10 protein-coding genes are annotated in these 13,207 nt (G+C 64.0%); 5 read left to right on the top strand and 5 right to left on the bottom strand.

Going from position 1 to position 13,207, the window contains the following annotated elements; translation table 11 throughout:
* Nucleotide 1: 1 nt before the first annotated feature.
* Together AC1DB0_RS01370 and AC1DB0_RS01375 are read right to left on the bottom strand one after the other, a co-directional pair.
* Nucleotides 2–3,151 carry an efflux RND transporter permease subunit gene (locus AC1DB0_RS01370; RefSeq protein ID WP_054421566.1) on the bottom strand — a complete coding sequence of 1,050 codons (3,150 nt, stop codon included), beginning with the start codon at nucleotides 3,149–3,151 and terminating at the stop codon, nucleotides 2–4.
* Between the two features lie 40 nt (nucleotides 3,152–3,191).
* Entirely contained in the window at nucleotides 3,192–4,370 is a 1,179-nt protein-coding gene (locus AC1DB0_RS01375; RefSeq protein WP_054421565.1) for an efflux RND transporter periplasmic adaptor subunit, read from the bottom strand.
* A 223-nt stretch (nucleotides 4,371–4,593) separates the two neighbouring features.
* Between AC1DB0_RS01375 and AC1DB0_RS01380 the strand changes: the two genes are divergently transcribed.
* On the top strand, nucleotides 4,594–5,166 hold the full coding sequence (locus AC1DB0_RS01380; RefSeq protein ID WP_054421564.1) for a TetR/AcrR family transcriptional regulator: 573 nt from the start codon (nucleotides 4,594–4,596) through the stop codon (nucleotides 5,164–5,166).
* A 103-nt stretch (nucleotides 5,167–5,269) separates the two neighbouring features.
* Here the strand turns inward: AC1DB0_RS01380 and AC1DB0_RS01385 are convergent, their stop codons facing one another.
* The 3 genes from AC1DB0_RS01385 to AC1DB0_RS01395 are packed head-to-tail and all read right to left on the bottom strand — an operon-like array spanning nucleotide 5,270 to nucleotide 8,594.
* Nucleotides 5,270–6,280, bottom strand: coding sequence for an aldo/keto reductase (locus AC1DB0_RS01385; protein WP_054421561.1), 1,011 nt, complete (start codon nucleotides 6,278–6,280; stop codon nucleotides 5,270–5,272).
* Between the two features lie 36 nt (nucleotides 6,281–6,316).
* Nucleotides 6,317–7,372 carry a serine hydrolase domain-containing protein gene (locus AC1DB0_RS01390; RefSeq protein WP_441370971.1) on the bottom strand — a complete coding sequence of 352 codons (1,056 nt, stop codon included), beginning with the start codon at nucleotides 7,370–7,372 and terminating at the stop codon, nucleotides 6,317–6,319.
* Between the two features lie 25 nt (nucleotides 7,373–7,397).
* Nucleotides 7,398–8,594 carry a pyridoxal-phosphate-dependent aminotransferase family protein gene (locus tag AC1DB0_RS01395; protein WP_054421557.1) on the bottom strand — a complete coding sequence of 399 codons (1,197 nt, stop codon included), beginning with the start codon at nucleotides 8,592–8,594 and terminating at the stop codon, nucleotides 7,398–7,400.
* Nucleotides 8,595–8,868: 274 nt separating this feature from the next.
* On the opposite strand from AC1DB0_RS01395, the gene AC1DB0_RS01400 reads away from it, so the two are divergent.
* The 4 genes from AC1DB0_RS01400 (at nucleotide 8,869) to AC1DB0_RS01415 (ending at nucleotide 13,205) form a co-directional block, all read left to right on the top strand.
* On the top strand, nucleotides 8,869–9,600 hold the full coding sequence (locus tag AC1DB0_RS01400) for a GntR family transcriptional regulator (protein ID WP_054422400.1): 732 nt from the start codon (nucleotides 8,869–8,871) through the stop codon (nucleotides 9,598–9,600).
* Between the two features lie 107 nt (nucleotides 9,601–9,707).
* Nucleotides 9,708–11,309, top strand: a complete 1,602-nt coding sequence (locus AC1DB0_RS01405) for an ABC transporter substrate-binding protein (protein ID WP_082386943.1) — start codon at nucleotides 9,708–9,710, stop codon at nucleotides 11,307–11,309.
* Nucleotides 11,310–11,374: 65 nt separating this feature from the next.
* A complete protein-coding gene (locus AC1DB0_RS01410) occupies nucleotides 11,375–12,292 on the top strand; it encodes an ABC transporter permease (protein ID WP_175169094.1) in 918 nt (305 codons plus the stop codon).
* A 1-nt stretch (nucleotide 12,293) separates the two neighbouring features.
* The gene (locus tag AC1DB0_RS01415) at nucleotides 12,294–13,205 is read left to right on the top strand and encodes an ABC transporter permease (RefSeq protein WP_441370969.1); all 912 of its coding nucleotides are present in this window, start codon (nucleotides 12,294–12,296) and stop codon (nucleotides 13,203–13,205) included.
* The last annotated feature ends 2 nt before the right edge of the window (nucleotides 13,206–13,207 follow it).

The raw sequence follows: 13,207 nt of genomic DNA on the forward strand, positions 1-13,207 counted from the left end.
CTCACTCCTCGGCCGTGCGCGGGGCAGGCAAGGCGTCCGGCGCCGGCTCGCTGCGCTTCTTGGGCAGCAGCGACAAGACCCAGACAAAGAAGATGGGCACAAAAATCACGCCCAGCAAGGTGGCGCTCAGCATGCCGCCGATCACGCCTACGCCCAGTGCGCGCTGGCTGGCCGCCCCCGCACCGCTGGCCAGCGCCAACGGCACGACGCCCAGGATGAACGCCAGCGACGTCATCACAATGGGGCGAAAGCGCAGCTTGGCCGCCTGAATCGCCGCGTCAGCCAGGGAATGGCCCTGCTCGCGCAGGCTCTTGGCAAACTCCACGATCAGGATGGCGTTCTTGGCCGCCAAGCCGATGATGGTGATCAGGCCCACCTTGAAGTACACGTCGTTCGACATGCCCAGCACCGTCACCGCCAACACGGAACCCAGCGCGCCAATCGGCACGATCAGCATCACGGACGCAGGAATCGCCCAGCTTTCATACAACGCGACCATCAGCAGGAACACCACCAGGAACGCCAGCGCAAACAACATCGGCGCCTGTGCTCCGGCAAATTTTTCCTGATAGGACAAGCCGGTCCATTCATAGCCAATGCCGTTGGGCAGTTCAGACACAATCTTTTCAATCACAGCCATGGCCTCGCCCGTGCTGTGCCCCGGCATCGCGTCGCCCGCAATCTTGAACGCCGGGTAGCCGTTGTAGCGCGAGATCTGCACCGGGCCGGTCTCCCAATCCGTCTTCACGAATGCGGACAGCGGCACCATGCCTCCCGACTTGTTCGGCACGTTCAGCATCAGAATGCTCTCGGGCGTCATGCGGTCGCGCACGTCGGCCTGCACCACCACGCGCTGCAAGCGCCCAGCGTTGGCAAAGTCGTTGACCGTGGCGGAACCATAGGCCGACGAGATCGCGGTGCTGATGGTGTCAAAGCCCACGCCCAGCGCCTCGGCCTTTTGACGGTCGATGTCCAGGCGCAACTGCGGCGCATCCGCCAGGCCTTCCATCATCGCGTAAGCGATAACGGGCGAGCTGTTGGCCTTGGCCAGCAACTGGTTGCGCGCCTCGGTCAGCGCCGCGCGTCCCAAACCACCCCGGTCTTGCAAGCGCAGCGCGAAGCCGCCGGAGTTACCCAGGCCGTCGATCGGCGGCGGGTTCACGGCCATGATCGAACCGTCTTCAATCGCCGCAAAGCGCGCGTTGACGCCATCGGCCACGTCGGAGGCCGCTTCGCCCTTGCCGCGCTCGGACCAGTCCTTCAGCGTGGGGAACGCGATGCCCGCGTTCTGGCCCGTGCCCGAAAAGCTGAAGCCCATCACGGTAAACGCGTCGCCCATGGCGTCCAACGACATCAAGTGCTGCTCGACATCCGCCACGACCTTGTCGGTGCGGGTGTACGTGGCGCCCGGGGGCAGCTGCACGTCAACAATCACATAGCCCTGGTCTTCGGCCGGCACAAACGACTCCGGCACGCGCACATACAGCACGCCCAGCACCGCCACGATGGCGACGTAGATCACCATATAGCGGCCAGTGCGCTTCACGAGCCGAGTGTTCAGCGCTTCAAAGCGGCCGGTCAGGCGGTTGAAGACACGGTTGAACCATCCAAAGAAGCCTTTCTTTTCATCGTGATGGCCCTTCGGAATGGGCTTCAAGAACGTCGCGCACAAGGCCGGCGTGAAGGTCAGCGCCAGAAAGCCCGAGAACAGAATCGACACGGCCAGCGACAACGAGAACTGCTGGTAAATAACGCCCACCGAGCCGCTCATGAAGGCCAGCGGCAGGAACACGGCCGACAACACCAGCGTGATGCCGACGATGGCGCCCGACACCTGATCCATCGCCTTGATGGTGGCCTCGCGCGGGGACAAGCCCTCTTCGGCCATGATGCGTTCAACGTTTTCGACGACCACGATGGCGTCGTCCACCAGAATGCCAATGGCCAGCACCATGCCGAACATCGTCATCATGTTCACCGAGAAGCCCAGCACGGACATCACGGCAAACGTGCCCAGCAGGCAGACCGGCACGACGATCGTCGGGATCAGCGTGTAGCGGAAGTTCTGCAAGAACAGGAACATCACCAGGAACACCAGCACCATCGCTTCCAGCAGCGTGTGCACCACCTTCGTGATCGCCACGCTGACAAAGGTCGACGTGTCGAACGGCACCGAGAATTCCACGTCTTCAGGGAACGACGCCGACAATTCCTGCAAGCGCGCCTTCACGGCCTTGACCGTGTCGATGGCGTTGGCGCCGGGCGCCAGCTGCACGGCCGCGCCCACCGACTTCTTGCCGTTCAAGCGGGTTTCGAAGTCATAGCTTTGGCGGCCAACTTCCAGCCGCGCCACGTCCGACAAATGAACGGTTGAGCCATCGGCGTTCGCGCGCAGGACGATGTTGCCGAATTCTTCCGGCGTGTCCAACATGCCCTTCACCGCGAGCGTTGCCGTCAGCTCTTGCTCGGGCGAACCCGGGCGGCTGCCGAAACTGCCGGCCGGCACCTGCACGTTTTGCGCGGCGATGGCCGCGTTGACGTCGGCCACCGACAGGCCCACGCCCAGCAGTTTCTGCGGGTCGATCCACACGCGCATGGCGGCTTCGGCGCCGAAGAACTGCACCTTGCCCACGCCGTTGACGCGGCGGATTTCGTTGTTGATGTGGCGCGCGGCGTAGTCGGACAAGCCCACCACGTCCTTGTGCGCGTCGTCGCCCTTGTACGTCAGGGCGTAGATCATCAGGAAGTTGGAACTGGCCTGCTCCACTTGCAGGCCCTGCTGCGTCACCGCTGACGGCAGGCGCGCTTCCGCTTTCTTGATGCGGTTCTGCACGTCGACCTGCGCCAGGTCCGGGTCCATGCCCGGCTCGAACGTGACGGTGATTTCAGCGCTGCCGCTCGAGCTGCTGGACGACTCGTAGTACAGCATGTTCTTCGCGCCGTTCAGCTCCTCTTCGATGACGCTCGTTACCGAGTCCACCAGCACGGACGCGGACGCGCCCGGGTAGGTGGCGGCAATCGTCACTTGCGGAGGGGCCACGACGGGAAACTGCGACACCGGCAGCGACGGAATCGCCAGCAAGCCGGCCAGCGAAATGAAGATGGCCACCACCCACGCAAAATTGGGGCGGCCAATGAAAAACTTGGACATGATCTACCTTTAGGGCTGCACGCGTTGCGCGGGCGGCCGATTAGTTCGTGGCACGGGCGGGAGCCTCGCCAGAGGCGGCAACGCGGGCTTGCTCGGCGGGCGCCACGCTGACTTTCTGGCCCGGCACGGCGGCCGATACGCCGCCCACGATGACGCGGTCGCCTGCGGCCAGGCCGTCAACGATGTGCCAGTCAGAACCGCGCATCGCGCCGGTCTGCACCGCACGCGATTCCACCACGTCGTCCTTGCCCACCAGCATCACTTGCGGCTTGCCATCCGTACTGCGCGTGACCGCGCGTTGCGGCACCAGGATGGCGTTGGCGTCCACGCCTTGCTGCGTCTGCACTCGCACATACATGCCTGGCAACAGCAGCACGTCGGGGTTGGCGAACTCGCCGCGCACCGACACCTGGCCGGTGGTCCGGTCCACCGCGATGTCCGAGAACAGCAGCTTGCCGCTGCGCTTTTCGTCGGTGCCGTCGATGGTGAGAGAGATGCTGGCGCCTTCGCCCTGCGCGAGGCTGCCGTCTTGCAAGGCGGCGCGCATGCGCAGCATGTCGGCCACGGGCTGGTTGAAGTCTACGTAGATCGGGTCCAGTTGCTGAATCTTCGCCATCACGGTGGCTTCGTTCTGACCCACCAGCGCGCCTTCGGTCACTTGCGCCCGGCCGATGCGGCCAGAAATCGGCGCCTTGACCGTGGCGTAGTCCAGGTTCAGCTGCGCGGTTTCCACATCAGCCTGCGCCGAACGGCGCGCGGCTTGGGCGCTTTTCAGCGTGGTGGCAGCGGTATCGAAATCCTGCTGGCTGACGGCTTCGATCTTCACCAGCGGCGTGTAGCGCTTCAGGATCGCCTGCGCGTCCGACACGGCGGCATCGGCCTTGGCCAGTTCGCCCTGCGCGCGCGACAACGCGGCCTTGAACGGCGCGGGGTCGATTCTGAACAGCACGTCGCCCGCCTTCACGTCAGCGCCTTCTTCGAAATTGCGGCTGAGCACGATGCCCGCCACGCGGGCGCGCACTTCCGCCACCCGCACGGGTTCAACACGCCCCGGCAACGCGCTGGTCATCGTGAAGCGCTCGGGTTGCACCGCCAGCACCTGCACCGGGCGCGGCGTTTGCGCCTGGGGCGGCTCGGACTTGTCACCGCCGCAACCGGCCAACACCAGTGCCGCCAACAATGCCGTCAAGGGCAAGCGCCGCTTCATGTGAGTTTTCATTTTTGTAACCTTGCGCCCCGCGGCACCGTCATTTACCAAGTGGGCGATGCTACCTTAATGATTGATTTGAATCAATAATGATTCATTTGATTTTGTGAAGTTCAACAAAGCGGCTTCACAAGTCTTTACTTGTCAAAATCACGAAAGTTTGTACAAAGTGAATCGCACATGCTCCAATACCCGCCAAACGGGGATTCCACACACATACGGAAAGGGGCAGGCAATGTCTGACGAGGCGGGGCACGAACGCTTTTTAGTGGCGTTGGCGTTGGCGATGGTGGATCAGCCGCGCGCGACCTTGCAGGAACTGGCCAAGGCCGTGGGCGTCAGCAAGGCAACGCTGTATCGCTTCTGTCAGACGCGGGACCAACTGGTCCTGCGCCTCACCAAGCATTGCGCGCACGTCATGAAGAAGGCGCTGGCGGACTCGCATCTGGACTCCGCCCCGCCGCGCGAAGCGCTACGCAACCTGATCAATCAGAATCTGGCGCACAAGGAATTGACGGCCTTCCTTATGTACAACTGGAAGCCCGACAACGAGCAGCAGCCCGACATCATGAACAGCTGGTCGGGCTACCAGGAATCGTTGGACGCGTTCTTTTTGCGCGGGCAGCGCGAAGGTGCCTTCCGCGTCGATATGACGGCGGCGGCGCTAACCGAGATGTTGTTCGGCGTGCTGACCAGCATGGTGGACGCCGAACGGCGCGGGCGCGTGGCCCGGCTGGGCATTGCGTCGGTGGTGGAACAGATGATGCTGCACGGCATCGCCACCGAACCGGCGCGCGCCCCGGCGTAGAGGCAAGCGGCGCGAGTTGCGATTGCCCGGCGCGGGTGGCGATTGCGCGGCGCAGGTTGCGACTGCGCGGCGCGGGTGGCGATTGCGCGTGGCGGCCTGGCGATCAGGCCGACGCGACGGGCCGCCCGAAGAACGGATAGTTGGGGTCGTTGTAGCCGTGCGTGGACGCATGGCCCGGTGTGACCCAGCCGTCAACGATGGCTTCGTCTTCCGGCGTGATCTTCACCTCTAGCGCCGCGTAGTAATCGTCCATCTGCGCCAAGGTGCGCGGGCCAGCGATGACGCCGGTGATGACCGGATTGGCCAGCACCCAAGCGGTCGCGAAATGCCCCGGCTGCACGCCGCGCGCGGCGCTGTGCTGCACCAGCTGCTGCGCAATCTGCAACGACTCTTCACGGAACTCGGTGGCCAGCATGCGGCGGTCGCCACGGCCGGCGCGCGTATCGGATGCGGGCGCCTGGCCCGGCAGATACTTGCCCGTCAACACGCCGCGCGCGATGGGGCTATAAGGCACCACGCCCAGGCCGTAATGCTTGCAGGCCGGCAGAATTTCCACCTCGGGGCCGCGATTCAGCATGTTGTAGTACGGCTGGCACACCACCGGCTGCGGCACGCCCATCTTTTCGCACAGTCGCATCACTTCCGCGATGCGCCAGCCACGAAAGTTCGACAAACCAAAGCTGCGCAGCTTGCCCGCGCGGATCAAGTCGCCCAGCGCCCACAGCGCTTCTTCCAGATTTTCTTCGTGATAGTCGCGGTGCAGGTACAGGATGTCCATGAAATCCGTACCCATGCGCGTGAGGCTTTGCTCCACGCCGCGCATCAGCCATTGGCGCGAGTAATGCGACTGGTTCGGGCCCTTGCCCACGACGTTACCGATCTTGCTGGCCAGCACCCAGTCGTGGCGCTGGCCTTGCAGCAGCTTGCCCACCACTTCTTCCGAACGGCCTTCGTTGTAGACGTCGGCCGTATCAATGAAATTGACGCCATGATCGCGCGCCGACGCAACAATGCGTGCGGCCTCGTCATCCGGCGTCTGTTCTCCAAACATCATGGTGCCCAGGCATAGCGGCGAGACGCGCAGATTGCTGGTTCCCAGTCGGCGGGTATTCATGGCTTGATTCCTTGTTCGGGTGGCAAGGTCGGAATGTTACGCCTCTGGCGCGTCGACTGCCGCAAGGATTTTTCCGAACAGCGCGTCTGCATGCGCGGAATTCAGCCAGCGCACGATCACGACCATCTTGCGTTCGGGTTCCACCCACGTGAACGAGCTGCCCGCGCCCACGCCGAAGAAGCTGGACGCCGGCACGCTGGGGAACACGCGGCCTTCGTGGTTCAGCCAGATCAGGTAGCCGTAATACGGCGCGATGGCGCAAGGCGTGCGCATCGCTTGAATCCATTCGCGCGACAGGATCTGCTTGCCGTTGGCCTGGCCGTCGTTCAGCAGCATCTGGCCAATCAGCGCCTGGTCGCGCGCGCTGATCGACATGCCGCCGCCCCAGTGCGAACCGCCGGGCACGGACGGCATGCGCTGGCCGTCGATCTCGACCCAGGCGGTGTCATACCCCACCCATTGCCAATCTTCGCTGGCGCCGATGGGGCGCGTGACGGCTTCGCGGAAGACGTCGGGCAAGGGCTTGCGAAACAGATGCAGCAACGCGTACGACAGCTGGTTGATGCGCACGTCGTTGTATTCCCAGTACGTGCCGGGGCGTTGCAAGGGGCGCGCGTCGCCCTTCTTGCCATCGGGCGGCACGCCGAAGGTCACGGCGCGATAGCGGTCGGCCTGGTCTGACACACCAAAGCGTTCGCCTTCCCATTCGCTCGTCTGCTGCAACAGATGGCGCCACGTGATGTCGGCGTTCTGGCCTTCATCAAAGCCGATGCCCGGCACGCGCTTGCCGACGGGTTCATCCACGTCGGGCAACAGGCCACGGTCATGCGCCACGCCCGCCAGAATCGCCAGGTACAGCTTGGCCACGCTGAAGGTCAGGTCGGCGCGCTCGGGCTCGCCCCATTCCGCCACCGTCTTGCCGTCCACCACCACCACGCCCGACACCGGGCCGCGGTCGTGGATGGGGCCGAGCAGCTTGTTCCAGGGCGGCGGGTCGTTCAGGTGTACGCCGAAGTTGCCCTTGACGCTGCGGTCCCAGGTGGATTCATGGTCGTTGGCGAACTGGATCGCCTGCTGCATAAGCGTGTTCATGGTTTCCCTTATGTTGTGTGGTGTGTCAGGCCGCAGCGCCTTCAGGCGTGCGCGCCAAGAATTCCATGGCGGCCTGCAAGCCGCCCGTGCGGTGCGGCACGCCCGCTGCCGCCAGCCCCATTTCGACGCCGGCCAGCGTGCCGCACAGCGTCAGGTCATTGAAGTGGCCCAGGTGGCCGATGCGGAAAATGCGGTCGGTAAGCTTGCCCAGGCCCTGCCCCAGCGACATATCGAAGCGGTCAAGAATGACCTTGCGCAGCGCGTCGGCGCTATGGCCTTCGGGCAGCAGCACCGCCGTCAGCGCGGGGCTGTGCGCGGATGCGTCCAGGCTCAGCAGCTCCAGCCCCCAGCCGGCGACCGCCAGACGCGTCGCGCGAGCGTGGCGTTCATGGCGCGCGAACACGCGCGGCAGGCCTTCGGCTTGCAGCATGGCCAGCGCTTCGTGCAGGCCATACAGCAGGTTCGTGGACGGCGTGTAGGGGAAATAGCCTTTGGCGTTTGCCGTCAGCATTTCGCGCCAGTCCCAGTAGGAACGCGGCAGCTTGGCCGTGTCGGCCGCGGCCAGCGCACGCGCGCTGACGGCGTTGAACGCCAGGCCCGGCGGCAGCATCAAGCCTTTTTGCGAACCGGCAACGGTGACGTCAACGCCCCATTCGTCGTGGCGGTAGTCGATGGAACCCAGCGAAGAAATTGTGTCCACCATCAACAGCGCGGGATGCGCCGCGCGGTCGATCGCGGCGCGCACGGCGGCGATGTTGCTGGTGACGCCGGTAGACGTTTCGTTATGCACCACGCACACGGCCTTGATGCGGTGCTGCGTGTCTTCGGCCAGCCGCGCGCCGATCACGGCGGCGTCCACGGGATGGCGCCAGTCGCCTTCGATGTAATCCACGTCCAGGCCCAGGCGGCCGGCCAGCTTCTTCCACAGGCTGGCGAAGTGCCCGGTTTCCACCATCAGCACGCGATCGCCGGGCGACAAGGTGTTGACCAGCGCCGCTTCCCACGCACCGGTACCCGAAGACGGAAAAATCACCACGGGCGCTTGCGTCTGGAAGACGTGCTTGGCGCCTTCCAGCACGGCGCGGCCCAGCGCGCCGAATTCCGGCCCGCGATGGTCGATGGTGGGCTGGTCAATGGCGCGCAAGACGCGGTCGGGCACGTTGGTCGGCCCCGGGATTTGCAGGAAGTGCCGGCCGGACGGATGGGAATTCAGGGAAAGCATGCGACGCCCCAAAGTGGAAATTTTTGTATACCAGCGAAAGTTGCGCGGCGATTCAAACGGCTTTTGGCGCCGTCCCGGCCGAGCAGGCGGACTTGCGGCATGCGCCACTCTATCCCATTGTTTTTGCACCGATAACCTAGGGTATACACCCATGATTGAAGTGCTTGCGACAGGTTTATAGTGCAAAAAAACACGTGGAAAAATTGGTATACCAATGAGCAGCAATCCTAGCCTGATGCCGAATTTGGCCGGGTCGGCACGCGCCGATTCCGCCATGCCCGACGCCCCGCCCGAGGCCGCCGCGCCGACGGCGGCGCGCGTGGCCGGCAACAGCCGGACGCTGCCGGGCGCCGTGGCCGGCGCGCTGCGCGAACGCATCATCCAAGGTGAATTTCCCCCCGGCTCCCGCCTGAACGAACGCGCCCTGTGCGACATGCTGGGCGTGTCCCGCACGCCGATGCGCGAAGCGTTCCGCGTGCTGGCGGCCGAAGGGCTGGTGCAGATTGAACCCAACCGTGGCGCGCAGGTGGTGGCGCTGTCGGAAGCGAACATCCGCGAAGCCTTTGAAGTGATTGGCGGGCTGGAAGCCATGTCGTGCCGGCTGGCGTGCGAACGCGCCACCGACACCGAAATCGCCGAGATCCGTGCGCTGACCTACGAAATGATGGCCAGCCACGCTCGCCACGATCTGCCCACGTATTTCCGCACCAACCGCGACATCCACGAACGCATCAGCCTCGCGTCTCACAACAGCCTGCTCAAGCAGCTGTACGACGCGCAGAACGCGCGCATTCAGAACCTGCGCTTCGTGTCGAACGAGAACCGTCAGAAATGGGATCTGGCGATGCGGGAACACATCGAGATGGCCGAGGCCCTGGACGCGCGCGACGCGGACCGGCTGGCGGGCATCATGCGGCAGCACTTGCAGCGCAAGTGCGAAGCCGCGCTGAAAAGCTTGAACCCCGATGCGGCGCCCAAGTCCGCGCAATCGTCCGAAACTGGTTGAGCCCACTCCCAGCGCACGGACGATAACGATAAAACCAAGGGTGGCGCGGCCCGGAGCGAGATGATGGATACGCAGTACATGTAGTGCCTTCCAGAGGAGCCTTCACCATGGCTGATTTTCGCGTCACACCGCAACGCTTCAAATCGCATCGCTTCACGTCCGCTGTATCTGCATCGCCCTTGCGCGGCATCACCCCGCTGCGCGCCCTTGCCGCCGCCCTGCTCGCTTGCGCCACGCTGGCGTCCCAGCCCGTGCTGGCTGGTAAAAAGGACGACACCTTGCGCATGGCGTATGACCAGGCGCCCGAAAGCGTCGACCCGTATTTCAACAACGTGCGGATCGGCGTCATCATCGCCGCCAACGTCTGGGACACGCTGCTCTACCGCGACCCCGTCACCAATGAGTACAAGGGGCAACTGGCCAAGAGCTGGAAGCAGATCGACGACAAGACGATGGAATTCGAGTTGCGCGAAGGCGTCAAATTCCATAACGGCGAGGAGTTCGACGCGGACTCCGTCGTGTACACGCTGAACTACGTGGCCGACCCGAAGAACAAGGCGGTGACCCAGCAGAACGTGTCGTGGATCGACAAGGTTGAGAAAATCGACAAGTACAAGGTGCGCCTGACCACCAAGGAACCCTTCCCCGGCGCCAAGGAATACCTGTCCACCACCGTCGCCATCCACCCCGCCAAGTACTACCAGGAAGTCGGCCCCAAAGGCATGAACGCCAAGCCCGTGGGTTCAGGCCCGTACAAGGTGGTGGACTACCAGCCCGGCAAGTCCATCACGCTGGAGCGCAACGCCGACTACTTCAAGGATTCGCCCAAGGCGCAACCGAAGATCGGCAAGGTCGTCATCCGCTTCATTCCCGACCGCCAGACGCAAATGGCGGAAGTCATCTCGGGCGGCGAAGACCTGATCATGAGCGTGCCGAAGGACCAGGCTGAACAGCTGGGCCAGATGCCGAACCTGCAAATGGTGACCGGCAACACCATGCGCATCGTGTTCATGCAGATGAACATTCAGGACGGCACCCCGGCGCCGCAGCTGAAAGACGAACGCGTGCGCAAGGCCATCATCCACGCGATTGACCGCGACGCCATGTTGAAGAACATCGTGGGCGAAGGCGGCGGGCTGATCAACACCATCTGCACGCCGTCGCAAGTGGGCTGCACGCAAGACGGCGCGCCCACCTACAAGTACGACCCGGCGCTGGCCAAAAAGCTGTTGGCCGACGCCGGCTACGCCAATGGTTTCGACATCGACATCGTGGCCTACCGCGAGCGCAACCAGACCGAAGCCATCATCAATTACCTGCAGGCCGTGGGCATCCGCGCCAAGCTGAACTTCCTGCAATACGCCGCCATGCGCGACATGATCCGCGCGAACAAGGCGGCGCTCACGCACCAGACCTGGGGTTCCAACCTGGTCAACGACGTGTCGGCGTCGACCCCCGTGTACTTCGCCTTCGGCAACGACGACGTCACGCGTGATGCGCAAGTGCGCGACCTGCTCAACAAGGGCGACCACACCATTGAAAGCGCCCCGCGCAACGCCGCCTACAAAGAAGCGTTGGACCTGATTGCGCAGAAGGCGTATGCCGTGCCCCTATGGACGCTGCCCGCCTACTACGTGGCCACCAAGGACGTGAACTTCAAGCCCTATTCGGATGAGCTTGTCCGCTTCTGGGACATGAGCTGGAAGTAAGCGCCAGGGAATCGCCGGGCGGGCATGGCGCGCGCCCGGCGGGCTGAACCGTTAGAGGAAGTCCAATGCTTTATTTCACGATCAGGCGCCTGGGCCTGGCGGCGCTGGTGGCGCTGACCGTATCGATCCTGGCGTTCCTGCTGCTGCATCTGTCGGGCGACCCGGCGCTGGCGCTGGCCGGCGAAGGGGCGCGGCAGGCCGACATCGACATGATCCGCAAGACCTATGGGCTGGACCGGCCGATGGTGGTGCAGTACGCCGATTGGCTCTGGCACATCATGCAAGGCGATTTCGGCACGTCGGTGTACTTCAAGACCGAGGCCGGCCCGCTGATTCTGTCCAAGCTCAAGACCACCTTGCTGCTAGGCATGGGCGCCCTGGCCTTTGCGCTGCTGATCTCGATTCCGCTGGGCGTCTTGGCCGCCATCTACAAGGGCAGCGCCATCGACCGCCTCTGTCTGGCCATCGCGGTGCTGGGCCAGGCGCTGCCGAACTTCTTCTTTGCGCTGATCCTGATCATGCTGTTCTCGATCTCGCTGCGCATCCTGCCCGTGTCGGGCAGCGGCACCTGGCAGCATTTCGTGATGCCCGCCATTGCGCTGGGCTACTACGTGGCGCCCGCCTTCATGCGGCTGATCCGCGCCGGCATGATCGAAGTGCTGGGCGCGGACTACATCCGTACCGCGCGCGCCAAGGGCCTGCCGGCCCGCAAGATCATCTTCAAGCATGCGCTGCGCAACGCCATCGTGCCCGTGGTGGCGCTGGCGGCGGTGCAGCTGGGTTATCTGCTGGGCGGTTCGGTCGTCATTGAAACCATCTTCGCGCTGGACGGGCTGGGGTATCTGGCCTACCAGAGCATCACGTACAAGGACTATCCGGTGATGCAGCTGATCGTGCTGCTGCTGTCGGTGTTGTACGTGCTGCTGACGCTTGCCGCTGATATTGCCAACGCGTGGTTGGACCCGCGCATCCGGGTGTCCTGACATGACTACGCCTACCTTGACTCCACTTGTTCCCGGCGCCCCCGCGCCCATCGAACTGACCGCGTCCACCTTGCGCTGGCGCCGGCTGCGCCGCAACAAGGCGCTGCTGGCAGGCGGCGGCATCCTGTTCGTGATCGTGATGATTGCGCTGCTTGCCCCGTGGATTTCGCCGCACGACCCCTACTTCCAAGACTTGGCTTACCGCACTGCCCCCCCCGTCTGGTACGCCAAAGGCACCTGGCTGCATCCGCTAGGCACCGACCAGCTGGGCCGGGACTATCTGTCGCGTCTTTTCTACGGCGCGCGTATTTCGTTGTTGATCGGCATCAGCGTCGCGCTGATATCAGGGCTGATCGGCACGGCCATGGGCATGGCGGCCGGCTACTTCGGCGGCAAGGTCGATATGGCGGTGTCGTTCCTGATCACGACCCGCTTGTCGATGCCCGTGATCCTGGTGGCGCTGGCGACGGTAGCGATTGTCGGCGGCTCGTTGTGGGTGGTGATTCTGGTGCTGGGGTTCCTGAAGTGGGACCGCTACGCCGTTGTCATGCGCAGCGCCACGCAGCAGGTGCGGTCATTGGAATACGTGGCGGCGGCGCAAGCTGCGGGCGCGTCCACGTGGCGCATCGTCTGGGGCGAAGTGCTGCCCAACGTGGTGCCGCAACTGATCGTAATCGCCACCCTGGAAGCCGCCAGCGCCATTTTGCTGGAAGCCTCGCTGTCGTTCCTGGGGCTGGGCGTGCAGCCGCCGCTGCCGTCATGGGGGCTGATGATCTCGGAAGCCAAGGCCTATATGTTCTTCTCGTTCTGGCTCATCGCCATTCCGGGTTCGGCGCTGGCGCTGTTGATCTTCGCGATCAACCTGGCCGGCGACGGGCTGCATCAACTGTTGACGCCTGAAGAGAGGGCCTGACC

Source organism: Achromobacter sp. 10T422, assembly GCF_056394065.1.

Bases quoted from the DNA above. Each gene is read 5' to 3' on its own strand.
- AC1DB0_RS01415 (WP_441370969.1), top strand. From the start codon at position 12,294: ATGACTACGCCTACCTTGACTCCACTTGTTCCCGGCGCCCCCGCGCCC.
- AC1DB0_RS01410 (WP_175169094.1), top strand. From the start codon at position 11,375: ATGCTTTATTTCACGATCAGGCGCCTGGGCCTGGCGGCGCTGGTGGCG.
- AC1DB0_RS01390 (WP_441370971.1), bottom strand. From the start codon at position 7,372: ATGAACACGCTTATGCAGCAGGCGATCCAGTTCGCCAACGACCATGAA.
- AC1DB0_RS01395 (WP_054421557.1), bottom strand. From the start codon at position 8,594: ATGCTTTCCCTGAATTCCCATCCGTCCGGCCGGCACTTCCTGCAAATC.
- AC1DB0_RS01400 (WP_054422400.1), top strand. From the start codon at position 8,869: ATGCCCGACGCCCCGCCCGAGGCCGCCGCGCCGACGGCGGCGCGCGTG.
- AC1DB0_RS01385 (WP_054421561.1), bottom strand. From the start codon at position 6,280: ATGAATACCCGCCGACTGGGAACCAGCAATCTGCGCGTCTCGCCGCTA.
- AC1DB0_RS01405 (WP_082386943.1), top strand. From the start codon at position 9,708: ATGGCTGATTTTCGCGTCACACCGCAACGCTTCAAATCGCATCGCTTC.
- AC1DB0_RS01375 (WP_054421565.1), bottom strand. From the start codon at position 4,370: ATGAAAACTCACATGAAGCGGCGCTTGCCCTTGACGGCATTGTTGGCG.
- AC1DB0_RS01370 (WP_054421566.1), bottom strand. From the start codon at position 3,151: ATGTCCAAGTTTTTCATTGGCCGCCCCAATTTTGCGTGGGTGGTGGCC.
- AC1DB0_RS01380 (WP_054421564.1), top strand. From the start codon at position 4,594: ATGTCTGACGAGGCGGGGCACGAACGCTTTTTAGTGGCGTTGGCGTTG.